We start from the raw sequence: 24,364 nt of genomic DNA, 5'->3' as shown, positions 1-24,364 counted from the left end.
TGCCATTCACTCCCTATATTGCACCCTTTAAAAACTAACTGAACAGCACACAAATTCTGAATTCATAAACCTAAACAAAAGATTGTTTTATGCTTACAACAACAACCGAAACCAATAACGATTTCTTTAAAAGCAAAGTAATGGGCCACCCGGCTGGCTTATTTGTTTTGTTCTTTACAGAAATGTGGGAGAGATTTTCATATTACGGCATGCGGGCTTTGCTTGTATTATTCCTTACTTCTGCCATAATGGGTGGCAACCCGGGTTGGGGCTGGCCAAGAGAACAAGCTTTAGCAATATATGGTTCTTATACATCTTTAGCTTATTTAACACCAATTTTAGGTGGCTATATTGCCGATAAAATTATTGGTTACCGCTGGGCTGTTATTGTTGGCGCACTATTAATGACGTTAGGTCACCTTTCTATGGCTTTCGAATTTAACCCAATTTTTATGTATTTGGGCTTAGGTTTATTGGTAATTGGCAACGGTTTCTTTAAACCGAATATGACTTCTATCTTATCTCAAATGTATAAAAAACATCCTGAGAAAAAAGATGGTGCCTACACCATATTCTACATGGGGGTTAACTCTGGCGCATTTTTAGGCATGCTATTGTGTGGTTATATCGGCGAAAACCCAAATTGGGGTTGGAGCTACGGATTTGGCTTAGCAGGAATATTTATGTTTGTAGGCATGCTTCAATTTTATTTTACAAAAGGTATTTTTGGCGATATTGGTTTAAAACCTGTTAACGATATCAACGCAGTTGATGAAGATGAACATCCGTCTGACGCAAAACGTAATCCTTTTTCTACTTTAGATTTGGTAATTATCGCAATTATTTCTGTTGTTGGTTTGGTTTGGGTTATTAACGATCCGCTTTCAAAAATCACCTCAATCAATTTATTTAATTTTAATGTTTACAATATCTCAGGCAGTAATTTTGCCATAATAAGTGCCTTAATTCTATTCATTTTCGTCTTAGTAAAAAGGATTACCCAATACTCTTCAATCCTTAGAGATAAAATGATTGTTGTAATTATCTTAGCATTTATCACTATATTCTTTTGGGCTGCGTTTGAGCAAGCAGGTGGATCAATGACGATTTTTGCAAAAGACTATACCGCAAGATTGTTGGATGGAGATGCAAAAATAATGTTTAACGTCGCCAACACCTTAATCACCGTTGTACCATTATTAATCATTTCATTTGTATTAATTAAGCTTTTCCAACAAACTTTTGCCAAATACGCTTTGGGTAACATTATATTGGCATTCGGTTTTATATTGATTTGGGGCATCGTAATTTACATGTTAAAAAATCAATATACTGATGTTAAAGCCGAAGTGCCTGCAACTTGGTTCGGTATATTAAATTCACTTTTTATTATCTCTTTTGCTCCAATTGTTTCCAAACTTTGGGAAAGTAAGTACAATCCATCGGCAACGATGAAAAATGCCTTCGGAATGATTTTATTGGGCATCGGCTTTGCTGCACTTGCTTATGGTTCTAGCTCAATCCCTTCTGGTGCAAAAATTGCTTCGGTAAGTATGATTTGGCTAATTTTAGCATATTTCTTCCACACCATGGGCGAACTTTTTATCTCGCCAGTAGGCTTATCGTACCTATCTAAATTAGTACCCGGCCGGATGATTGCAATTATGTTTGGTATTTGGTACTTAGCAGTTGCCATTGGTAATAAAATTGCAGGTACAACTGGTGGTATGATTGATAAAATTACCGAGCAATATTCTATGAGTACTTTTTTCTTAATATTCACAATTATCCCAATTGGTTTGGGTTTATTCATTATGTTGCTTAATCCATTAATCAAAAGATTAATGCACGGCGTAAAATAAAATATTCGTAAAAAGCCTTTGAAAAACTTCAAAGGCTTTTTAAATTCAACAAAAATTTAAAGATGGAAAAAACTATTTCATTAAGCGAAATTCAAAATTTTAAGGGTAAATATCCGAAACAGTTATGGGCACTATTTTTTTCCGAAATGTGGGAGCGCTTTTGCTTTTACGGCATGCGGGGAATGCTTACCTATTTTATGGTAACGCAACTTTTTATGAAAGATGATGTAGCACAACTGCAGTATGGTGCTACCCAAGCTTTTGTTTATGCTTTTACTTTTATTGGTGGGTTATTTGCCGATAAAATTTTAGGATTTAGAAAATCGCTTTTTTGGGGTGGATTATTGATGATTACCGGTAGTTTAATCTTAGCGTATGATCCGCATCAATTTTTCTTTTTAGGAATCAGTTTTACCATCATTGGTACGGGATTTTTTAAACCCAACATTTCTACAATGGTTGGTAGCTTGTACCATAAAAATGATGTAAGGCGCGATTCTGGCTTTTCGGTTTTTTATGCTGGTATAAATGTCGGCGCATTACTTGGCGGTTATGCTTGTATTGCAATTGGTAAAGGTCAAATTTTTAACGAATATATTCCAGCCAATCTAACGTGGAACGTAGCCTTCGGCTTGGCTGCCGTGGTAATGACCATAAGTTTGATCACTTTTCTTTTTACTCAAAAACAAATGGGGCCAATTGGTTTACCACCAAATGGAGAAGAATTTGAGGAAGTTATTTTTGAAGGCATTGGTGCAAATTCTAAAACAGAACCCGCAGTTATTACCCAGAAAAAGCAATCGAGCCTGTTGGGCACTTATGGCGTTTATCTTGGTTCGTTGGCCATCATTCCCGTAATTATGATTATGGTTAAAAAAACAGAATATACCAACTGGTTTATGCTTATTGTAGGGCCGGCAGCATTAATTTATGTTTTTTACGAAATGATGAAATATAATTGGGCAGAGCGTAAAAAACTTTGTGCGGCATTAATATTTATCTTTTTCTCGATCATATTTTTTGGTATTTACGAGCAAAGTGGTGGCTCATTGAGTTTGTTTGCTGCCAGAAATTTAAATGATAGTTTATTGGGTGCTATTCATCTCGACCCCAATGGCGTTAACAATTCGGCAAATTCGTTATTTGTTATAATTTTCGCGTTTGTATTTAGCATAGTATGGATTGCTTTGGCAAAAAAGAAAATAGAACCAAACACGATTATTAAATTTGGATTGGGATTTTTGTTTTTAGGCGGTGGATATTATATTTTTTACGCCACTCGCTTTTTTGCAAACATTCAAGGTATTGCTTCGCTTGATGTATTTACCGTTGCTTATTTAGTAGTTACTTTCGGCGAACTTTGCCTGTCTCCTATCGGATTATCCATTATGACTAAATTATCGCCAAGAAAACTGCAAGGCGTAATGATGGGTATGTGGTTTTTAGGCAGTGCTTATGGTCAGTACGTGGCAGGTATTTTGGGCGCAGGTTTATCAAAAGGTGCAGAGGCAGATTCGCTTCCGCAAAAATTAATTACCTACACCGATGGTTATAAACAGCTTGCCATTTATGCAATTATTGCTGGTGTAATACTTATTGTAATTTCGCCTTTAGTTAAAAAATTAATGCAGGAAGTTAGGTAACATATTTTAACCCTGATCAATTGTATTGATGCAGGTTTAATTTCAAATTAAATATTTAATTTCGCCATCCTAAAGCGGAAGGCATAAAGCAAGTCTAAAGTCATCTCTTTGGGAAAAGCGGAAAGCAGATTGCCAAAACTTGAATAACTTAATAAAATTAGCGTGTCAGACAGTTTAGTCATTATACCAACCTACAATGAAAAGGAGAACATCGAAAAGATTATCCGTAAGGTATTTTCGTTGGCACAACCTTTTCATGTTTTAATTATTGATGATGGTTCTCCGGATGGCACCGCTCAAATTGTAAAAAATTTACAGTTAGCATTTGCCGAAAAGTTATTTATTGAGGAACGGGCGGGAAAGCAAGGTTTAGGCACTGCTTACATCCACGGTTTTAAATGGGCATTACAAAAAAGCTACGCTTACATTTTCGAAATGGATGCCGATTTTTCGCACAATCCTGAAGATTTAATTCGTTTGCGAACGGCTTGCCTTAATGGCGCAGATGTTGCCATTGGTTCTAGATATGTAAAGGGTGTAAATGTTGTAAATTGGCCAATGGGCAGAGTTTTGATGTCGTATTTTGCCTCAATGTATGTGCGCCTAATTACTCGAATTAACATCCAAGATGCTACTGCAGGCTTTAAGTGTTACAAGCGCATTGTTTTGGAAACCATCGCTATGGATAAAATTAAATTTGTAGGTTATGCTTTCCAAATCGAAATGAAATTTACTGCCATTAAGTACGGTTTTAATGTGGTAGAAGTTCCTATTATTTTTACCGATAGAACGGAAGGCGCATCAAAAATGAGTACCAGTATTTTTAGAGAAGCTTTTGTTGGCGTAATACAGATGAAGGTTAATAGTTGGTTTCGGAATTATAATAGAAAGTAGTAGGTTATAAGTGGTAAGTTGACCTACAATTTCTCTTTACTTTCCCTCATCATTGTTCCAAAATCTTGCTTTTTATCCATTGCAATAACAGTCATTACAATTCTTTTTGTTCGGGTAGTTTCCGTTTTTGCCTGATTAATCCAATTGATATAGTAATTTTGGTAGGACTTTGGTTGCCCAATGAAATTTTGCATTAAATGTGATTCCTCGCGCAAGCAAATCTCCAAATCGTCGGGCATTTCTATTTTAAAGTTTATGTCTTCCTCTAAAAAAAGCAGTAAACTTCCACCCGCTTCTTTTCTCAACTTTTTACGCAATTCAGTTTTTAAAGCCAATATAAAATCGCCATTACCCATTGGCGTAGTTGCAAGCCCAGCTACTTCTAAAGCATCTATTTTCCCTTTAACTCTAAAACTTTTTTTGCAGTCTTTTTTTAGTTGATTAGCCAGAGCAGAAGGAATAAAAACATAGCTCCAACCGGTTTTTTCTCCAGCTTGCCCAAATTTTTCTATCTCAGCTTTAAAGGAAATCATTTTTAATATTTTTGTTTAAATTGCTCTTTAACACATAGAACCTTGGTGCAATTTCATAAAGTTAAGGAGAAAAATAACAAGTTATTTATCCTTAGCCTACTTTACCATTGAAGGTATTTGTAATTAATTATTAATCAGTATTAAATTGGTATTTCCGTCTGGCTAAGCCTAATTAATAAATCCCCGTTCAGCTTAGACCCAGCCTAACAAATTTTTGGGAATCCACTTTCCGAGCCAAACCACTAACTTTAATACAAAAATTTTCAGCCGGTAGTTTTTGTTTCTTTTTGCTGTCAAAAAGAAAAAAGCCTGTCCGGCTAGAACAATAAAACATCATTTATAATGGTTTTATAAAATTAATTACGTCTTAGATACGATAGCAAACGCCAACCCTTTCTACAAAATTTTATCGATTAAATACTTTTTACCATTAAAACCCAACTCATCTTTTATCTTTTTACCAATAAAAAGCTTGCCAATTGGCGATGCCTGCGAAACAGCAAAGTATTTCTTCCCCTCAACATTTAATTCTCCAGCACTAATACTAATGTAAAAATTTCCCTCATTCGTTAAAACTAAGCTTCCATTTTTTACAATTTTGGCTTCTTCTACATTTTCCACTTGCTGTAAAGCAATTTTCTGCTGTCCGGCTTCATAAAGCAGTTTACTATTTCGATCCATCTCCTGCTGCATCATTTCGCGGGTGGTTTCGTATTTATCGCCAGCGCTACTTTTGGTATCATCGTTTGATGCTTGCCGTGCTTGTAAAAGTGAATATTCTATATTTTCTATCCTATTTTGAATAAAAGTAAGGCAAAGCTGATATAGTTGAGATTTGATCAGTGAGATTTGAGACATGAGAAAGATGTTTGATAAATAAGATAAATCTAAAGCACTAACGAGTTAACATAAAATAAGTGATAACGAAAACAGATACTAGTTTACTAATCCTCAATCCACGTTATTTTTTCTTCGATAGGTGTTCGATTTGGTTTTGAAGGTGTTTCATTATGGTAGCCCATATAAAACAAGCCTATACATTTTTCATTCTCTTTTAAGCCTAAAAAACTACCCAAATTATTAATTAATGCATGCGTACTCCAATAGGCTCCAACTTTTAAACTCTCTGCGGTAATGGCCATATTCTGCACCGCACAGGCAACGGCTGCCAATTCCTCCCATTCGGGGATTTTTCCACTTACAGCAATATTAATAGCGATAATACAATCGGCCTGACTTGTCTTCTCTGCAAAACTATTGTACTTTTTTTGAATAAAATTTTCTGGTGATACTAAATCTTTATAAAGTTGGCCCATCTTAACACCTAACTTTGGCAAACCTGCTTTTCTAATCACCGTAAAACGCCAAGGTTGCGTTAATTTATGTGTAGGTGCATAATTTGCACTGTCCAAAATCTGATTAATTACTTCAACAGGAATCTCCTTTTTAAGATAACTCGCCGGAAAAATACTTCGACGCTCCTTTATAACTTTCGATACAATTTCGTAATTGGTACTCATGCTGTAAAAATAGCTAAAAGCTGAAAGACTAAAGGTAAGAAATGTAGAAGATTTGCTGTTTTTATGCCCTTTTGACTTAATACTAAATACTTGATACTATTTTAGCTGCCTCCGAATCATCTTCACTTTCGAAAAAAAACCAATGCGCTCTTTATCCACCAAAAAATCCATCGTTTGCAGCAACTCTTCTTTTATCCAATCGTGTTTAATATTAAGATTGGCTAATATATTTAAACAGAATGATTTTACTGCAATTGGCACTTTTTCATCAATTAACCATGCAAAAACTACTTCAACAATTTCATCTGTGTTATAGTTATTAATGATGTTTTTAATTTCTGGTGATGCATTCTTCTTTGTAATAAATGCTAAGATTTTAACATAATGCCTTAAGGCGGATAGATTTTTTTGAAGTGGAAATTTCTCTAAAAAATAATTAGTGTAATGTAAAAACCTTTCATTATGATTGGAATAAACGTTCTCTAAAATCCACGCAGCACGGAAACCGATTTGTTTATCATCATGAAAACTTAAATCGATTAAATATTTTACAGAAAAAGTTTCATCACAAGCAATAGAAGCCAGTTTTTCTACTTTGCTTTTACTGATTGTGGTTTTTATGGAGTCGATTATGAATTGCATGATAATATAAAATTAGAAAAATTTTTCTATCCGTCACCTCGCTCCCGAGGTATGCAGGCGAATAATTTTTTTTAATGAGGAGAAATCTCATAATTGAAAAACTGTAGTTAAATGGGGTCAGTGCAAAAGAACAAACAGATATCTCGTCGCTACGCTCGCTCGATATGACGCATAACCAAACCGTCATTTCATGCCTGAGGCACGCATGCGAACGAGTTTTTCAGGAGGAGAAATCTGTTAGTCTAATTGCAGGAACCAACGTTAATGCAGTGCATATAAACGTAGAGATATCTCGTCGCTACGCGCACTCGATATGACGCATAACCAAACCGTCATTTCATGCCTGAGGCACGCATGCGAACGAGTTTTTCACGAGGAGAAATCTGTTAGTTTAATTGCAGGAACCAACGTTAATGCAGTGCATATAAACTTAGAGATATCTCGTCGCTACGCGCACTCGATATGACGAATATCCAAACCCGTCATTTCATGCCTGAGGCACGCATGCGAACGAGTTTTTCACGAGGAGAAATCTGTTAGTTTAATTGCAGGAACCAACGTTAATGCAGCGCTTATAAACTTAGAGATATCTCGCCCTACACCCGCTCGACATGACGAATATCCAAACCGTCATTTCATGCCTGAGGCACGCATGCGAACGAGTTTTTCACGAGGAGAAATCTGTTAGTTTAATTGCAGAAACCAACGTTAATGCAGCGCATATAAACTTAGAGATATCTCGTCGCTACGCTCGCTCGACATGACGGCGCATCATTACGAAAACCTTACAAAATCCCTTCTTTTTACCCTCAACCTTTTTCCGTATCTTTGCGCCTTATTAATTTTCAAGCATGATTTCAGTTTCTAATTTATCATTACGCTACGGCAAACGCACATTATTTGAAGACGTTAACTTAAAATTTAACCAAGGCAATTGCTATGGTGTAATTGGAGCTAACGGCGCAGGTAAATCTACTTTTCTAAAAATTTTATCTGGAGAAGTTAGTCAAACTTCGGGTAGCGTAGCTTTTACACCTGGCGAAAGAATGGCGGTTTTAAAGCAAAACCACCACGAATTTGATGATAATTCGGTATTGGAAACTGTAATGATGGGCCATAAAGAACTTTATGCCATCATGAAAGAAAAAGACGCCATTTACATGAAAGAAGATTTTACCGAAAAAGATGGCGAACGTGCTGGCGAATTGGAAAATATCTTTGCTGAAAAAGATGGCTGGAATATGGAAAGCAATGCTGCAACCATGTTAAGCAACCTGGGCATAACTGAAGAAAATCACTATAAATTATTAAAAGAGCTTGATAACACCCAAAAAGTACGTGTGCTTTTAGCGCAGGCTTTATTTGGTAATCCTGATATTTTGTTATTAGATGAGCCTACCAACGATTTGGACATTGAAACCATCGCTTGGTTAGAAAACTTCTTAGCTGATTATCAAAATATTGTATTGGTGGTTTCTCACGATAGACACTTTTTAGATGCAGTTTGTACACATATTGTGGATATCGACTTTGCCAAAATGAGTACCTATTCGGGTAACTATACTTTCTGGTACGAATCTAGTCAGTTGGCATTAAAACAACGCAGCGATCAAAATAAAAAGACAGAAGAAAAAGTAAAAGAATTACAAGAATTTATCCGCAGGTTTAGCGCAAATGCATCAAAATCTAAGCAAGCAACTTCGCGTAAAAAGGCTTTAGATAAAATTGATATTTCCGAAATTAAAGCGTCTAGCCGTAAATATCCTGCAATTATTTTCAATAATACTGGTAGAGAAGCTGGCGATCAAATTTTACAGGTTGATGCACTAGCTAAATCTGGCAATGATGGTGTTTTATTCGATAAAATAACTTTCATGGTAAATAAAGGCGATAAAATTGCTGTTCTATCTCAAAATAGTTTAGCTACCGCAGCTTTTTACGATGTGTTAACTGGTAGAACAACTGCAGATAAAGGCGAATTTAAATGGGGTGTAACCATTAGTACTGCCGATATTCCGAACGATAACGCTGAATATTTTAGCAATAAAGATGAGAACTTGGTAGATTGGTTGCGCGAATATTCTGGCACCGATGCCGATGAGCAATTTGTGCGTAGCTTTTTAGGTCGCATGCTATTCTCTGGCGAAGAAGTTTTGAAAAATGTAAAAGTGCTTTCGGGTGGAGAAAAAATGCGCTGTATGTTCTCTAGGATGATGTTGCAACAAGCAAACTTACTAATGTTCGATGAACCTACCAATCACTTGGATTTAGAATCTATTGAAGCATTAAACAACGGAATGAAAGATTTTAAAGGTGCAATATTGTTTACTTCAAGAGATCATCAACTAACTGAAACGGTTGCAAATAGAATTATCGAGATTACGCCAAAAGGTACAATTGATAAATTAATGACTTACGATGAATACATTAACAGCGCGGATGTTGCAAAACTTCGCGAAGAAATGTATTCGTAAAAAAACATAATTTATATTTTAAAGCCGCATGTAAATTTACATGTGGCTTTTTTTTTAAAATTAGGTGTAGCGTTTCTGTACTTCAATACGTTTAGTTGTATATAGCATTAATGGCTGTTAACAAAATTTTATCCTTAAATTGATTTAAAAAACATTAAAATGAAAACTAATTTGAAAACATTAAGTACAACTTCAAAATTATTATTTACCCTATTTGCATCAGTTTTATTGATGTCGGCTTGTAAAAAAGAGAACGATTATAAAGAAATTACCATAGCCGGATTAGGTTTTGTGCACGCATCGCCAGGCACTGGCGCTTTAGATTTAATTGTAGATAACCAAAAAGTAACCAATAAAATTTTTACTTACACTAACGATTTGGGCTATTTCGGCGCATTTCCTGGCGGTCGATTAATCGGAATCGCCAAAAAAGATTCGGTAAAATATCTTGCAACGCTACCTGTAAACTTGGCGGAGGGTACGTTTTATTCTGCATTTATTATTGGTGTTTTACCTAAGCCAGAAATTTTGTTGGTTCAAGATGATTTAAAAGCGCCAGAAACGGGTAAAGCAAAAATTCGTTTTATTAATTTAAGTCCGGATGCACCTGCTTTAGATTTGGATATAATGGGACAAAGCACTACTTTATTTAACGGCAAAGCTTTTAAAGATGTTTCTCCTTTTATTTCAATCGATCCATCAGCTAGTTATACTTTCGAAATTAAAGAAGGCACAAATGTAACCGCCACTTTACCAGCTACAAAAATTGAGGCAGGGAAAATTTACACGCTTTGGGCAAAGGGTTTAAAAAGCACAACGGACAGCACGAAATTTGGATTGAGTATTCTGACACACAAATAATACACCTATCGAAATGAAAATTAACATCATCCTAAAACACACACAACTGGATGGTGTTATTTTCGTTTATAGTGTACAAAATATTCATCATTAAATTAATATCATCAGATTTGTTGAAGGTTGATAAAAAAGATACCCACCATTGACGAAATTATAGCAGGCTGTAAACGGAACGACAACAGCTGTAAAGAAATGATGTATAAATCATTTTATGGCTATGTTATGGGAATTATTTTGCGATATATAAACAACAATTATGACCGCGAAGAAGTTGTAAATGATTGCTTTATTAAAATTTTTAAAGGTATAAAAGACTTTCACATTCCCGCTCAATCTACTGATGTGCAGAAAGCGTTTAAAGGATGGATGGCGAAAATTTCATCTCGCACTGCGATAGATAAAATCAGAACTTTCAAAGACCAATATTATGTTAATGATTTATTGGAAAGCGACCTCCCGGTTTACGAGGTTTCGTTAGCTTCTGATTTACATGTACAAGATATTTTACGACTATTGAATGATTTACCTGAAATACATAGATTGGTTTTCAACCTATATGAAATTGAAGGATTTTCGCATGAAGAAATTTCTAAAATGATCAATATCTCCGAAAGTGCTAGTCGAGTTTATTTAACAAGGGCTAAAAGTAAGCTCCGAGATTTATATTTAAAAACCTTAGTTAGTTCACACAAAAAAAATGGATAAAGAATTAATTGACGAGATTAAGGACAGCCTGCTTGCACACGAAGAGGCTTATAAACCTGGTGCGTGGGAGCAATTTAGTGCGCAAAATGCCATAAAGCCGAAATTTATATACTGGCCACTATGGGCAGCCGCTGTTATTGTTTTAATACTTGGCACTTTGTTATATGTTGGTAATGAGCACAAAACGCCAAATGGTACAAATAATATGATTGTAAAAGTTAAATCAAGTAATACGCAACCGAAAGTAAAAAAGGGCACAACAGAAATAATTTTAGAAAAACTAAACGTAGCATCGAATAACCCAATTCCAACTAAAAAAAGATTAACAAGTATTTCGATTCAAAATAAAGCTAAATTAAATTTTAAAAATACCTTAATGGCTAACCCCGCCGTTGCCATAGAAAAACAAAGTGCTGATTTGACAAGTGAGTTAGAACAGCGTGATATAATTGCTTCTAACGCTCCTAATAATAAATTAGCTGAAGAAAAAACGGCAGTACCTGTTCCGAATGACAATGTAGCTAAACCAACCGCTAGCGCTACATTTGAAAAATTGCTGGCGACAGATAGTAAAAATAATTTAGTTAAGGCAGGAAAAAATAAAACTGTTAATAAGTGGCAACAAGATATTTACGTTGCACCATCAATGGGTAACGATAACAAGTTGAATATGAATTATGGTTTCTCGCTATCCTATTCTATTGCTAAAAAACTATCTTTAAGCTCGGGCATTGCCTACTCTGCTTTAAGTACCAAAGGTGGCTTGCCAAATTCGCCAAGCGCCCCAATGAACATGGCTAGAGCCAGTGCTTTGCCTACCAATACAAAAAATTTAGAATCGATTGACGCCAATTTAAAAGGTATAAATATTCCCTTAGCGTTAAAATACAGCATTAGCGATAAATTTTATACAGGATTGGGTATTTCGGCATTTGCCACCATAAAAAATGACCAACAAAATAATTACATAGTAACCGAAACTAAAAACACAAGCGTGGTAAGTACGCTTGGCATTGCAGAGCAGAAAATGTTGGTACAAACGAATCAAGTATCTGAAAAACAAACAGAAAATGAGGTTATTAACGATAAATATTTGGGGTTTTACAACTTCTCTCTAGGTTATAAGCAAAAAATATCATCGAAGAAAAATATTGCAATTGAACCTTTTTTAAATGTACCGATGAAAGATTTTTCTTCAGAAAATTTGAACCTCACCAATGGTGGATTAAGATTTAAATTTGAGTTTTAAGTGGTACAACGCTGGCGTGCAAATTGAAATTTAGAAGACACAAACTTTTTAAAAAGTATTTAATTTTTCTGATAAGAATTTAGAAAATTCGTTAAAATAGCGTTTCCTCCCATAGCCCATAACCCACTGTATCCCTTGTGTGGCATTGGTAATAAAAACTTCGTCGGCTTCTTTCAATATTTCTGGATTTATTTGTGCTTCAATTAACGGAATATTGTGCGCTTTGGCCAATCGCATTACGGCAGTTCTCATTACACCGCCAACACATCCCTCGCTTAATGATGGTGTATAAATTTGTTTATTGTACACTACAAAAACATTGGCACTAATGCTTTCGCATAAAAAACCGTTCTGATTTAAAATCATAGCTTCATCCAAACCGTTTTGAACTTTGAAAATTCCCGCCATAACGTACAGCAAAGCATTGGAAGTTTTAAAATTCGATAACCTATTAATCGGCTTTGGTAATTCATCAAACACATCAATAATTAATCCTTTGGTGTTCAAATCGTACTTATTCGATTTTAATGAGATACCCTCCAAAACATACCCTGCTTTACTACTTTCGGGCGTATAAGTTCCAGAACCACCACGAAAAACTGCTAAACGAAAACGTACATTTCCATTCCATTTATTTTTTCTAGCTAAATCTGTCGTTTTTTGACGGATAAAGTAATCATCCATCAAAGCGTAACCATCCATTTTGAGCGCTTTCATACCATCCATCAACCGATCGGCATGTAGATCGGCAAATTGGAGTTTATTGTTAATCATCCGCATACTTTCAAAAATACCATCTCCAAACTTAAAGCCACGGTTAGTAGCTGTTAAAATGGGCTCATCAGCGGGATGAAATTCATCATTGAACAAAAGAAATTGTGACGGCATATTTTAGGTGGTTGCAACGTAATTTTTCCATTTGTTTAAAGCAGCTTCAAAATCTTCTGGCAATGGCGATTCAAAGTGCATAAATGCGCCACTTGTGGGGTGTACAAACCCTAAACTTTGGGCATGGAGCGCTTGGCGAGGCAATAATGCAAAGCAATTTTCTACAAACTGTTTATATTTATTAAAGGTAGTTCCTTTTAAAATTCGATCACCACCGTACGAGGCATCGTTAAATAATGGATGACCGATATGTTGCATGTGCGCTCTAATCTGATGAGTTCGGCCGGTTTCTAGCTGACAACTTATTAAGGTAACGTAGCCAAAACGTTCTAAAACCGTATAATGTGTTACCGACCATTTACCCTTATCTTCCTCCTCATACACATCCATAATTCTACGGTCTTTAGCGCTTCTACCAATATAGCCACTAATTGTGCCTTCATTTTCTAAATCGCCCCAAACCAAAGCTACATACTTTCGGGTAATGCTATGATCGAAAAACTGCCTGGCCAAATGCGTAATCGATTTCTCGTTTTTACTCACTAACAATAAACCCGATGTATCTTTATCAATTCTATGTACCAAACCGGGCCTGCCTTCGTTGCCTGCAAGTTGTGGTAAATTATCGTGGTGAAAAGCCAAAGCATTTACGAGCGTGCCAGTGTAATTATTAAAACCAGGATGCACCACCATGCCAGCAGCTTTATTCACTAACATTAAATCATTGTCTTCGTAAATAATCTCTATCGGAATATCTTCTGGATATACCTCATTATCGTGTGGCGGATGCGGCAAAACGATGGAAATTTCATCAAAAGGCTTAACTTTGTAGCTGGCTTTTATCTGCTTTTTATTAACCAGAACGTTCCCAGCATCTATTGCATTTTGGATGCGGTTACGCGAAGCATTCTCAATCCGAATCATCAAAAATTTATCGATGCGCAAAAGCGATTGACCTTTGTCAACTACAATCTTTAAATGCTCATATAATTCTTGATCCTCGGTTTCGTTTACTTCTACCTCATTTTCCATTTGGCAAAAATAAACTTTTAACATCATTTTTCTCGTTATGCCTGCTTTTTAAATAAAAGTAATTATCTTTGCGCTTAATTAATTAAGACAATTTATCTTTACAACCTAATTTTAAATGCTTCTTTTATAACATGTTATAAATTTATTTTACGGTTGAATTAAATTTTTTAAAATAATATAAAACTTTTTATTGCTTCCGTTGTTTCTGGAAGAAGAAAAATCAACATTAACTCGCTCGAAAATGAAAAATCTCACTCAAAACATCAAAATCATTATTAATTTTTTCCCTTATTTAGTGCGGCAAATATATTTTAAGTAATCATCTTAATCAATACGTCATTTAAATTAGGATTACTAAAAAGTGTTCGAACATTTAAATAGTCCAATACAGAAAATTGAATTACCTCCTTTTGAACGGTTATTTGTTAAAAGAGATGATTTAATTGATCCATATATTTCTGGAAACAAGTGGCGTAAATTAAAATACATTCTTAAAGAAGCACAAAATCAAAACCGAACACATTTAGTTACTTTTGGTGGTGCTTATTCTAATCATTTAGTTGCAACGGCAGCGTTGGCAAGCAGGAAAAACCTAAAAGCTACGGCCTTCGTTCGCGGTGAAGAAGTAACAAATCAAATGCTTTTGCTTTGCAAATTATATGGCATGGATTTAATTTTTGTAGATAGAGAAGCATACAAAAATAAAATTCATTTATTCGATACCCATTTCGAAACAGATAAAAATGCCTATTTTATTGATGAAGGTGGTGCATGTTTGGAAGCAACATTGGGTTGTGAAGAAATTATTGACGAACTTGACACAACTTACGACCATATATTTTGCGCTGCAGGTACTGGCACAACTGCATCGGGGTTATTAAATGGCATTTATAAGAATAATTTAAAAACTAAACTTCATATTATACCCGTTTTAAAGGGTGGCGATTTCATTGCCGAGGAAATAAAAAAGTATAGCAGTATTTCTAATCAATTGATATTACATACCGATTACCACTTTGGTGGTTATGCAAAAACCACTCCAGAACTCATCACTTTTATAAAAGACTTTACGGCCAAAACCGGCATGCTTATCGATCCTGTTTATACGGCCAAAATGTTTTTCGCCATTAAAGATTTAGCGGAAAAACAGATTATTAATAACAACGATAAAATTTTGGCCATTCATACTGGTGGCTTGCTTGGTATGTTTGGAATGATGGATAAATTTTAGGCGATTTAAACCTACGACCCCATTTTATTTAAACGCATTTTTTACATTTTTTCGGTGTTTACAGCTAAGTTTACCACCTCAAACTACTCTGTAAGCATAAAAAGTTTTCAACATTTTATGCTCAAAACTAACGATTTTAACCAAAAACATACTTTAAACTGTTTAAACCTATTTTTTAAATAATCTTCAAAAAGTGCCTAAATTTGCAAATTAGGGGCTTTTTACTACATTTGGAGAAACCAAATCCAAGTATATGTATCAATTAACGGTAGCACCCGATCAAGTAAATGAAATTTTAAGTAAGCACATTTTGGCTGATGGCTTCGATCTTACGTATGACATGGAAAAAAGCCATGGCGCATACATTTACGATTCTAAATACAACCGTACTTTACTCGATTTCTTCACCTGTTTCGCATCCGTTCCGCTCGGCTATAATCACCCAAAAATGATTAACGATGAGAACTTTAAAAAGAATCTATTAGCGGCAGCCATTGCCAATCCATCAAATTCTGATGTGTACACGCAGCAATACGCAGAGTTTGTGAAAAGATTTTCGGAAATTGGTATTCCCTCCTATTTGCCACACGCTTTTTTTATAGCAGGTGGTGGTTTAGCTGTAGAAAATGCCATTAAAGTAGCAATGGATTGGAAAGTGCAAAAAAACTTTGCTAAAGGATATAAAGAAGAAAAAGGTTTTAAAGTGTTGCATTTCGAAAAGGCTTTTCACGGTAGAACCGGCTATACTTTAAGTTTAACAAATACTTTACCTGATAAAACAAAGTGGTTTGCCAAGTTTGATTGGCCTAGAGTAAGTGTACCACAAGTAAAGTTCCCGTTAAATGGCGAAAATTTAAATCACGCCATACAAACTGAAGAGTTATCTATCGCCCAAGTGAAGCAGGCTTTTGCAGATCATAAAGATGATATTTGTGCCATTATCATCGAGCCAATACAATCAGAAGGCGGTGACAATCATTTACGCGAAGAGTTCTTAATTCAGCTTAAAACTTTGGCTGATGAAAACGATGCATTTTTAATTTATGATGAAGTGCAAACCGGTGTCGGCTTAACGGGCAAGTTCTGGTGTCACCAACATTTTAGCGAAAAAGCTCGTCCGGACATTATTGCTTTTGGAAAGAAAATGCAAGTTTGTGGCATTTTGGTTGGCGATAAAGTAAATCAAATTGAAACCAATGTATTTAACATACCGAGTAGGATTAACTCCACTTGGGGTGGAAATTTAGTTGACATGGTGCGTTCTACACAAATTCTTCAAATTTTAAAAGAAGATGATCTTTGCAACAACGCAATGGAAGTTGGAAATTATTTAAAGTCGAACCTCGAAAAATTTGCACAAAAACATGGCAAAATTAGCAATGTGCGTGGCAAAGGTTTACTATGCGCTTTTGATTTTCCCAATACCGAAATGAGGAATGAATTTGTTAAAAAGGGTTTAGAACAAAATGTTATGTTTTTAGGTTGCGGAAGCCATACAATCCGTTTCCGCCCTGCGTTATGTATTGAGCAAAAACATATAGATGAAGGTTTGACAGCAATGGAAAAAATATTGCCAAATTTATAATAGTTGTTTGGAAATAAAGGTTAATTTCTTAGTAAATAATCATATTTAAGTTGTAATAAAAATTGAGGCATTAAAAACATTAAGTAGTGCTCCTAATGCCTTAATTTTTAAATAATTTTTAGCTGATAATTAATGAAATAGCATGTTTATTGGCTCAATTAACTTACGTGTTTAATGGCTAAATTTCTAAAAATTATAATTAAAATCTAGAAATTTAATTTCGATAGATTAGCTAAAAGCCATCTGAATAACCGATACATCGAAATTGCGAATTAATTTTTTTTAAAACACCTCGCAATTATTAGTGGTCTCCCATGTAATAACCTTGATTATTTGCGTTCCCATCGACTAAACTTTTAACATCACCATATTTTTCTTTTTCTTCTTTATACAGCTCTTCGTAATCCTTGGTATAAAGGGCATCTGGCACAACGTTTACATCAAAAATTAATTCCTGCTTTACATCTGTAAGAAAATTTCCGTATAGGGTAATATAATGCTTCACATAACCAACGTTTTTAGCACTGTTATAGGTAAGACTCAATACTGCTTCATCACCCGAAGGGATATTATTAATATTAGATTTAGAAAGGACCAAGCATCCACAAGAAGTTATAATATCCGATATAATTAGCGGATGTTTACCCGTATTTTTAACGTGGAAAAGAATTTCCAACTTTTGTCCCATTTGAATAGGATAATAATGCCGATTATTGTCGATTACCTCGACTGTTGTTTTTTCTTTGCGTAAATCAACACAAGCGTTGAGCATTGGCAAAACAAATAAAAAAACCAATATGTAACGTTTCATTTTTATTTTGTTAATAGTATTTCATCACAAGCTAAAGTTCTTTTTCCTTTGGCATTTCTGATGATTTTGATCTCAAAATCTTTTGTACCCTTTTCAAAAGTTAAATTTTCTTTAACCTGATAAATTTTTCCATCATTCGGATCTAGTTTCGGACTCAAACTTTTAACTATTTTGCCAGCTACAATAATTTGCACCATTGTGGGTGCATAAATACCCGAATGCGGTTCGTTCAAAAAACGAATGCTCAACTTTCTTACCTCAGAAAGGTTATTTGATAAAATTTTCAGGTGTAAATCATCTTGACTTACCAACATCCAGCCGTAATGATAGCTTGAACTAAAGCCGCTAACCCCATCATTTAATGTACTTAAATCCGTATAATCTTCATCTGGTATTGACAAGAATTGGAGTTTTCCTTGCACCAATAAATTTCTTTTTGCAGGATATTTAGCTAAATTTTGCCACCCTAATATATAGTCGCCAAGCTTTCCATCATTTTCTTTAAAATTCCCTAAGTCTTTATACTTATTAAAATTTCTAAGTTGGTTCAAATAAACATCAATATCCGCATTGAGTTTAACTTGGTCTTGATCAATTACGAAAGCACCACCAGAGCTATAACCCAAAGAATAAGCCACTTGCAACCTTGTAAAACTCAATGCAGTTAACAATTTTTGTAACTTTTCATTTTCTTCGCCAGATGTTGACCCTACAATTTTTGTTAGCGCATTATAGAAAGTGATAAAACTTTCGGTAGATAAATAGTTTCTTGTTGCCGATTTAAAACTCCCATAAAGCGCATAAGCTTTACCTGTTTCGTTAATTTTCTGCTCTAAACCCGAATAATATTTAGTTAGCAATTTATGCGAAACAGGATACATTTTTTCGAAAAAACGCGCACTAAGCGAATCAGCATTCAAACCCCCATTCATCATTATTGCAGCAGCGCAGTAAGTTTTTACATCGTCAAAAGGCGAATAATCGTAACCGCTCCCATTTAAAAACAAGCCCTTAATACCAATCTTTTTAAAATCTGGAAATTGTTTTTTAAATCCAGTTAAAATGGGAAGTGGTGTTAAATAATCATCAAAATTTGAGATATAATCCCATAAATACAGGTTATTTGTTTTCTTCTTCCAATCTAAAACAATACCTTTTAGCACTGCAAATTTTTTATTACCCGTTATCTCAATTCCTTTAGGTACATCAATTGTACTGATAAACACGCCAGAATTATCTAAAAGTTCGGTATCTGGCGGTTTCTGTGTAGTACGATAAGCCAGCGTATAAAAGAAATGTTTTGGAAAATCGAGAGAGAGCTTATTGATTAGATTAATTACCGCCGGAGTTGCATTTCGATTATCATTACCAGCTTCGGTGCATTTTTCGCATGTACAAACTAAATCATTGTCGTTCGGCGCAATCATAAAACGGAATGGCTTTTTATTACCGCTTCCATAATTATCATTTATATAAGCCTTTAGTTGATTATATAAATCATCCGACGAAAAACAATATTGCTCATCTGTTGGTACGCCATTAATTTTGGCTCTGGTCGCTTCATTCAACTTAACCACCTTGTGCAAGTTATGCGCCCAAATCCCCCAGTCATCGTCAACCGTATTTGTTCCAATTATAGTTGCATAATCAACATCCAAATTAGGCGCTAAGTGTACATCTCTATAACTAAAATCAAAGTTGGTGCATTGATCGCTGAACTCAATTATTGAAGGCGGTAGATCCAAAGAACTAAAATTATGGTCCTGTTGCCCAATGGTTTCAATTAGCTGATAAATCATCCAAACCGCAGTTTTTTCATCATGCATGCGCAGATTAATTTTTGCTGCGTTATTTTCTACACAGTAATCGTTCTTTAAATCCTTTGCAATTTCTATATGAACCTCCTTAAAACCAGCTGGGATTTTTGGATTTACGCCAGTAGATTTAATAACCTTCGCCTTATTATTAGCCCTTTTTTGAAGTTGATTATAAAGATAATTTTGCCATTTTTGACTCACACCATCTTCCTCACTTGTTATGATGTAGCCATCAGCTTTAACACCTTTATACTCAGCCTTACAACTTGTTAAAGAGCAAAGCAAAATACATAGTAGAGCTAATTTAAAACGAAACATTTAGCTGGAAATATAAATTATACAAATTACGAAACTTCGGATTAACAAGGTTAGTGCCACTATTAAAATTATACCACGTTCCTAAAATGCCCGCTGAAACATTTTTACTAATAATATGTCCAAAGCCTGTACCCACCATAGTATTTACAGCTGAAAAAGAATTATAAAACTGGTTATCGATCAGCTCAACATCAGGTGATGAACCTATGCTGCCAGTAACAAATAAGTAATTTTTCGGTCCCTCCATAAAATATCTTCCCTGAGCAGACAAATTATAAAGTAATTTTCCATCCAACAGAAATTGATTATAACGTGCATTTAGTCTAAAGTTTTCTAATTCTTTCGTTACACCTAAAACAAAATTGGATAATTTTTCGCTAGTGTAAAGCTTTCTATAACCAATACCAGCTTCTAATTGATAACTCTTAAAAATATTTTTATAAATCGAAAGATTGGCATTTATCTTAGGAAAAAATCGATCAGATACAGCAAAATCAACCTTACCAGAGAAATCATCTGAGAAAACTCTACTCCATTCTGCTTGAGCCTGTAAACCACGCCCGGTATCTCTACCTGCATAATTTATCCGACCAACGTAAATATTGTTAATTCCTTTACGTGTGTACTCAATTGTTGAAACAGAGGTTATTCTATAATCATCTCCATAACGAGCCCGAAGATGATAAATGCCTATTTCATTCTTCGAGCTTTTTTGGCTGAGTGTATATAAATGTTGCTTAAAATCTTTCACCTCCAACAAAGATGGTTCGTAAAATGATTGATAATAATATGCAGAATCGTTTTGTTTTATCTTCTCAAAAACAACACCCTTTAAGTATTTTAATTCTTTATTTTTTTGATCATGAATAATTGCTTCATTATACACAACTAATGCCTCATCTAATTTTCGATTCTTAACCAATTGTTCGCCATAGGTTGTAGATACGCCTACAAATGCTTTAGATAGCTCATCATTATATGGGTTTATTTCAATTTCCTGCTTTAGAGATAGCCAATATGGACTAAAATCTTGATTAGTTTTTTGCATCGCTTCGGCAAGTTTTACTTTAAAAACGACATCGTTAGGATAAACCTGATTTGCAAGCTTCGCAAATTTCTCCATACTCGTTAAATCATTCGTTTTGCTAGAAAAGTTAATAGCATACATCAGTGCATCTTTATTTTCAGGATCTTGTGCTATCCACTTTTCTACATATACAAGTGCTTCAGGGTATTTATATTGACCAATAAGGTCTTTAATTATCTTACCCATCAAATCTCCATATCCGGTTAAGTAGTAATTTTTTTTGGAAGATTCTGCAATGGCAAATATCTTTTCGTAAGATTCTAATGCAATATCATATCTCTTTTGCTTAAAATATAGATCAGATCTTTTCAAAAATAGACTTACATTTCTTGGATCGTTAGATATAATTTCGTTTAAAACATTAAGCGCATCTATAAATTGATCGGAATTATAATACGCATTAAAAAGCCCCATTTGGCCAACGCTATACATATCTTCTTTACCATTAGCAATAATTTCTTTCCACAAGGGAATAGCTTCTAAATATGTTCCCCGATCCATTTTAGTCTTTGCCTCTTGCAAAATAACCGAAACATATTGTTCTTTTATATCTTCATCGTTAGGATATTGCGCAAAAAGTTGTTTCGATAATTTTGCCACCATTACCTCATCATCCATTCTCCTATATATTCGAAGTTCGTTTAGTGAACTATTTTTAGAATTTCCTCTAACCTTACGATATTTATTGAGTAAGTATAATGCTTGATCATATTGTTGCGCACCCATTGTTTGATTAAACACATAATTAAAAGCCTCATTATTACCAGGACTTGAATCTAAGATCTTTCCATAAAGCGTAGCAGGATCTTTTTCTTTACTATATCTCGCAGCTTCCAACAAAAAATAAGAATATTGTTTCCTTAAAGATTGGTTATTACCTTTTTTTATTTGACTTTGAATAAATGGTAAAAGCTCATCATACTTCTTTTGTTGCTCTAGTAAGCTTATTTTTTTCTGTACAATTAACCCACTACCTGGAAACTTATTTAATCCTCTATTTGCCGTAACTAAAGCTTGGTTATAATCACCTGCTTTGATGTAATTATCTATTAATGAAACGTAATTTTCTGAGTTACCAGCATCATCATTTACCAACTCACTATTCAGTTTTATAGCTTCATCAATTTTACCCTCTTTGCTTTTTTTCAAAGCATTCTGCGAAGTCTCATACGCAATATCTTTTTCTATTTTCTTATCGTTAGGGAATATTTGAGAAATGCGCTTAAGTAAACGGTTGGCTTCAATATTATTACCTTGCAAACGGTATAAGTCAATTTTTTTCCTCCACAGTCCTTTCCAGTATGGATTTACCTCTAACAATTCGTTTACATAACAAATGGCGCTAGAGTATCTTTTTGTTTCGGTTTCAACGCCAACTAAAAGTTGCTTAGCATCTACGTTTGCATTATTATATTCAATAGCCTTATTTAATTCAAACCTCGCTTTATCATAGTTTTTACCATTAACATAATATTTACCAAGTAACATTCTAAGATCAGAATCTTTTGGATATTTTGTTAGTGCCTCATCATTAATGACCTTTCCACCTTCCCAATTTCCACTTTGATATTTGTCATTAATTGATTTCACCAAGCTTGATTTGTCGTTAAACTCTACTTTCGTTTGCGCTGCCGTTTCATTTATAAAAAATACGTTGCAACATAAAAAGAATAAAATTAAACTCTTTTTTAAGTTAAAATTCTTGCTCAATACTATAATATCAAATTCCATAATGTTAAAATCTATCTCTTGTTTTAAGCAACTTTTTCTACAATAATACCAGATTGTGGTTTTTTTGAAAAACCCTGTCTGGTCATTGCGCCCCACTTAAATTCTTTTCTTGTAAAAAACTGAAAATAACCTCTAAGGGTAAAGAAAACCGTAAAAGGATGATAAAAAAATGCTTCAACAGATGAAAACAACAGCAACCTTAAATATTCTCTAAAATTTCTGTAGAGCTTTTTGATGGTTATATCAAAAGTTATTGTTAAAATAGATATACTCACTCCTATAAGATAAACGTACGATAACATTAACCAAAATGTATTAAAGTTAATTTCTCCAGACCATAAAAGATAGATGGTAAAGAATGTTCCGATGGTTTCTATAATGGGCGCCAACAACTCAAAAAACAAAGTGTAAGGCATTATAACCCACCCCATTCGACCATATTTTTTATTGAACAAAAATTTATGGTGTACAAAAAATATCTGCATTAATCCCCTTCCCCATCTTGTACGCTGCCGAGAAAGTACTTTAAGGTTTGGTGGCCCTTCTGTCCAACATAGCGTATGTGGAATCTGAAGAATACGATAAGGCTTATCATTATCTCGCATATAAGCGATCATTCTCAAAGTCATATCCATATCTTCTGCATGCGAAAGCGAATCAAATCCACCAGCTGCAATTACAACAGATTTGTCAAATAAGCCAAATCCGCCCGAAATATTTGGTACAGCATTAAAAGAAGCCCAACCCATTTTAGCAACTAAGTAAGAGCGTAAATATTCTGTTTCCTGAAATGTAGGAATAATTTGTTTCGGTGGGCTAACGCGAGATATAAACCCATGATCTATATCGCAACCATTTGCCATACGCATTGTTGCACCAACACCAATAACTTGTATGTCTGAATCTAATACAGGAAGGATTATTTTACTAAGTGTATCTGGAGACAGAATACAATCTACATCTGTATTAATAAAATAATCAAATTTGGCTACATTAACACCAGCATTCATTGCATCGGCTTTGGTGCCACCATTAATTTTATCAACTACGGTTAGTTTAGAAAATTCGCTATTAGTGGATTTCAAAATTCTTTTAACAGGCTTGCAAGGCACTTTTTCCATATAAGCAAACGGAACTTCTTCAAGCTGAAAATTATCAATTAATAATTGGAGCGTACTGTCCTTACTTCCATCGTTAACAATAACAATTTCAAAATTAGGATAATTTAAGCCCAATAAGGTATTAACACTATCAATTATGATAACCTCTTCATTAAAAGCAGGCGCAACAACAGAAATTCCAGGCGCAGTTTCTGGATATTTTAAAAAAATACGTTCTTCTTTTTCAGTGTATTTTAACTTATTTTTAAGGATATTAAAATAAGCGAAAATAGCTAACGTGAAGTAGATTATGGTTATTGCAGTAGCATAAAAATATATGGCATACTGGTAAAACGTAACAAAGTAACTCATTAAAATGGA

Annotated in this window: 19 protein-coding genes; 9 read left to right on the top strand and 10 right to left on the bottom strand. The window is 34.4% G+C overall.

The genetic code is table 11. The annotated features are described in order from the left end of the window. Window positions 1-89 precede the first annotated feature (89 nt). The 3 genes from EZJ43_RS08900 (at window position 90) to EZJ43_RS08890 (ending at window position 4,399) form a co-directional block, all read left to right on the top strand. Window positions 90-1,862 (top strand): peptide MFS transporter, encoded by a 1,773-nt coding sequence (locus EZJ43_RS08900; RefSeq protein ID WP_133262347.1) that lies wholly within the window; start codon window positions 90-92, stop codon window positions 1,860-1,862. 62 nt (window positions 1,863-1,924) lie between these two features. Further along, window positions 1,925-3,505, top strand: a complete 1,581-nt coding sequence (locus EZJ43_RS08895; RefSeq protein WP_133262346.1) for a peptide MFS transporter — start codon at window positions 1,925-1,927, stop codon at window positions 3,503-3,505. 162 nt (window positions 3,506-3,667) lie between these two features. Then, on the top strand, window positions 3,668-4,399 hold the full coding sequence (locus EZJ43_RS08890) for a polyprenol monophosphomannose synthase (protein WP_133262345.1): 732 nt from the start codon (window positions 3,668-3,670) through the stop codon (window positions 4,397-4,399). A gap of 23 nt (window positions 4,400-4,422) precedes the next feature. On the opposite strand, the gene EZJ43_RS08885 is transcribed toward EZJ43_RS08890, so the two are convergent. The 4 genes from EZJ43_RS08885 to EZJ43_RS08870 all read right to left on the bottom strand — a co-directional run bounded on the left by EZJ43_RS08885 (window position 4,423) and on the right by EZJ43_RS08870 (window position 7,094). Next, window positions 4,423-4,932, bottom strand: coding sequence for a YdeI/OmpD-associated family protein (locus tag EZJ43_RS08885; RefSeq protein ID WP_133262344.1), 510 nt, complete (start codon window positions 4,930-4,932; stop codon window positions 4,423-4,425). A 396-nt stretch (window positions 4,933-5,328) separates the two neighbouring features. Then, complete coding sequence (locus EZJ43_RS08880) at window positions 5,329-5,790, bottom strand: 3-oxoacyl-ACP synthase (protein ID WP_243718068.1); 462 nt, start codon at window positions 5,788-5,790, stop codon at window positions 5,329-5,331. An 86-nt stretch (window positions 5,791-5,876) separates the two neighbouring features. After that, complete coding sequence (locus EZJ43_RS08875) at window positions 5,877-6,452, bottom strand: nitroreductase family protein (protein WP_133262343.1); 576 nt, start codon at window positions 6,450-6,452, stop codon at window positions 5,877-5,879. A gap of 96 nt (window positions 6,453-6,548) precedes the next feature. Continuing rightward, complete coding sequence (locus EZJ43_RS08870) at window positions 6,549-7,094, bottom strand: hypothetical protein (RefSeq protein ID WP_133262342.1); 546 nt, start codon at window positions 7,092-7,094, stop codon at window positions 6,549-6,551. Between the two features lie 851 nt (window positions 7,095-7,945). Here EZJ43_RS08870 and EZJ43_RS08865 point away from each other — a divergent pair. The 4 genes from EZJ43_RS08865 to EZJ43_RS08850 all read left to right on the top strand — a co-directional run bounded on the left by EZJ43_RS08865 (window position 7,946) and on the right by EZJ43_RS08850 (window position 12,383). Next, window positions 7,946-9,568, top strand: a complete 1,623-nt coding sequence (locus EZJ43_RS08865) for an ABC-F family ATP-binding cassette domain-containing protein (RefSeq protein ID WP_133262341.1) — start codon at window positions 7,946-7,948, stop codon at window positions 9,566-9,568. 159 nt (window positions 9,569-9,727) lie between these two features. Beyond that, window positions 9,728-10,429, top strand: a complete 702-nt coding sequence (locus EZJ43_RS08860) for a DUF4397 domain-containing protein (RefSeq protein ID WP_133262340.1) — start codon at window positions 9,728-9,730, stop codon at window positions 10,427-10,429. Window positions 10,430-10,549: 120 nt separating this feature from the next. Further along, window positions 10,550-11,134, top strand: a complete 585-nt coding sequence (locus EZJ43_RS08855) for an RNA polymerase sigma factor (RefSeq protein ID WP_133262339.1) — start codon at window positions 10,550-10,552, stop codon at window positions 11,132-11,134. Next, window positions 11,127-12,383, top strand: a complete 1,257-nt coding sequence (locus EZJ43_RS08850) for a hypothetical protein (protein ID WP_133262338.1) — start codon at window positions 11,127-11,129, stop codon at window positions 12,381-12,383. Before EZJ43_RS08855 ends, EZJ43_RS08850 begins: the two co-directional genes overlap by 8 nt. A 48-nt stretch (window positions 12,384-12,431) precedes the next feature. Here the strand turns inward: EZJ43_RS08850 and EZJ43_RS08845 are convergent, their stop codons facing one another. Then, window positions 12,432-13,271, bottom strand: coding sequence for an aminotransferase class IV (locus EZJ43_RS08845; protein WP_133262337.1), 840 nt, complete (start codon window positions 13,269-13,271; stop codon window positions 12,432-12,434). A gap of 3 nt (window positions 13,272-13,274) precedes the next feature. Next, window positions 13,275-14,303: an RluA family pseudouridine synthase gene (locus tag EZJ43_RS08840; RefSeq protein WP_133262336.1), complete on the bottom strand. Its 1,029-nt coding sequence runs from the start codon at window positions 14,301-14,303 to the stop codon at window positions 13,275-13,277. A gap of 361 nt (window positions 14,304-14,664) precedes the next feature. Between EZJ43_RS08840 and EZJ43_RS08835 the strand changes: the two genes are divergently transcribed. Both EZJ43_RS08835 and lat read left to right on the top strand, forming a co-directional pair. Next, a complete protein-coding gene (locus EZJ43_RS08835; protein ID WP_133262335.1) occupies window positions 14,665-15,534 on the top strand; it encodes a 1-aminocyclopropane-1-carboxylate deaminase/D-cysteine desulfhydrase in 870 nt (289 codons plus the stop codon). 253 nt (window positions 15,535-15,787) lie between these two features. Beyond that, on the top strand, window positions 15,788-17,119 hold the full coding sequence (lat, locus tag EZJ43_RS08830) for an L-lysine 6-transaminase (protein ID WP_133262334.1): 1,332 nt from the start codon (window positions 15,788-15,790) through the stop codon (window positions 17,117-17,119). A gap of 301 nt (window positions 17,120-17,420) precedes the next feature. Here the strand turns inward: lat and EZJ43_RS08825 are convergent, their stop codons facing one another. Genes EZJ43_RS08825 through EZJ43_RS08810 form a run of 4 tightly spaced genes read right to left on the bottom strand, consistent with a single transcriptional unit; the run spans window position 17,421 to window position 24,355 of the window. Continuing rightward, window positions 17,421-17,930 carry a DUF1573 domain-containing protein gene (locus EZJ43_RS08825; protein ID WP_133262333.1) on the bottom strand — a complete coding sequence of 170 codons (510 nt, stop codon included), beginning with the start codon at window positions 17,928-17,930 and terminating at the stop codon, window positions 17,421-17,423. 2 nt (window positions 17,931-17,932) lie between these two features. Further along, window positions 17,933-20,065 (bottom strand): DUF4838 domain-containing protein, encoded by a 2,133-nt coding sequence (locus EZJ43_RS08820; protein WP_133262332.1) that lies wholly within the window; start codon window positions 20,063-20,065, stop codon window positions 17,933-17,935. Further along, the gene (locus EZJ43_RS08815) at window positions 20,052-22,883 is read right to left on the bottom strand and encodes a tetratricopeptide repeat protein (protein ID WP_133262331.1); all 2,832 of its coding nucleotides are present in this window, start codon (window positions 22,881-22,883) and stop codon (window positions 20,052-20,054) included. Before EZJ43_RS08815 ends, EZJ43_RS08820 begins: the two co-directional genes overlap by 14 nt. 23 nt (window positions 22,884-22,906) lie before the next feature. Next, window positions 22,907-24,355 carry a glycosyltransferase family 2 protein gene (locus tag EZJ43_RS08810; protein WP_133262330.1) on the bottom strand — a complete coding sequence of 483 codons (1,449 nt, stop codon included), beginning with the start codon at window positions 24,353-24,355 and terminating at the stop codon, window positions 22,907-22,909. Window positions 24,356-24,364: the final 9 nt, after the last annotated feature.

Source organism: Pedobacter changchengzhani, assembly GCF_004354365.1.
GTDB classification, from domain to species: Bacteria; Bacteroidota; Bacteroidia; order Sphingobacteriales; family Sphingobacteriaceae; genus Pedobacter; species Pedobacter changchengzhani.
Note: the sequence above shows the minus strand (reverse complement) of the source record. Positions and strands in the feature narration are given on the sequence as shown.

Excerpts from the sequence above, each read along its gene's own strand:
- EZJ43_RS08900 (WP_133262347.1), top strand. The coding sequence starts at position 90 with ATGCTTACAACAACAACCGAAACCAATAACGATTTCTTTAAAAGCAAA.
- EZJ43_RS08895 (WP_133262346.1), top strand. The coding sequence starts at position 1,925 with ATGGAAAAAACTATTTCATTAAGCGAAATTCAAAATTTTAAGGGTAAA.
- EZJ43_RS08885 (WP_133262344.1), bottom strand. The coding sequence starts at position 4,932 with ATGATTTCCTTTAAAGCTGAGATAGAAAAATTTGGGCAAGCTGGAGAA.
- EZJ43_RS08880 (WP_243718068.1), bottom strand. The coding sequence starts at position 5,790 with ATGTCTCAAATCTCACTGATCAAATCTCAACTATATCAGCTTTGCCTT.
- EZJ43_RS08875 (WP_133262343.1), bottom strand. The coding sequence starts at position 6,452 with ATGAGTACCAATTACGAAATTGTATCGAAAGTTATAAAGGAGCGTCGA.
- EZJ43_RS08870 (WP_133262342.1), bottom strand. The coding sequence starts at position 7,094 with ATGCAATTCATAATCGACTCCATAAAAACCACAATCAGTAAAAGCAAA.
- EZJ43_RS08865 (WP_133262341.1), top strand. The coding sequence starts at position 7,946 with ATGATTTCAGTTTCTAATTTATCATTACGCTACGGCAAACGCACATTA.
- EZJ43_RS08860 (WP_133262340.1), top strand. The coding sequence starts at position 9,728 with ATGAAAACTAATTTGAAAACATTAAGTACAACTTCAAAATTATTATTT.
- EZJ43_RS08850 (WP_133262338.1), top strand. The coding sequence starts at position 11,127 with ATGGATAAAGAATTAATTGACGAGATTAAGGACAGCCTGCTTGCACAC.
- EZJ43_RS08845 (WP_133262337.1), bottom strand. The coding sequence starts at position 13,271 with ATGCCGTCACAATTTCTTTTGTTCAATGATGAATTTCATCCCGCTGAT.
- EZJ43_RS08840 (WP_133262336.1), bottom strand. The coding sequence starts at position 14,303 with ATGGAAAATGAGGTAGAAGTAAACGAAACCGAGGATCAAGAATTATAT.
- lat (WP_133262334.1), top strand. The coding sequence starts at position 15,788 with ATGTATCAATTAACGGTAGCACCCGATCAAGTAAATGAAATTTTAAGT.
- EZJ43_RS08825 (WP_133262333.1), bottom strand. The coding sequence starts at position 17,930 with ATGAAACGTTACATATTGGTTTTTTTATTTGTTTTGCCAATGCTCAAC.
- EZJ43_RS08820 (WP_133262332.1), bottom strand. The coding sequence starts at position 20,065 with ATGTTTCGTTTTAAATTAGCTCTACTATGTATTTTGCTTTGCTCTTTA.
- EZJ43_RS08815 (WP_133262331.1), bottom strand. The coding sequence starts at position 22,883 with ATGGAATTTGATATTATAGTATTGAGCAAGAATTTTAACTTAAAAAAG.
- EZJ43_RS08810 (WP_133262330.1), bottom strand. The coding sequence starts at position 24,355 with ATGAGTTACTTTGTTACGTTTTACCAGTATGCCATATATTTTTATGCT.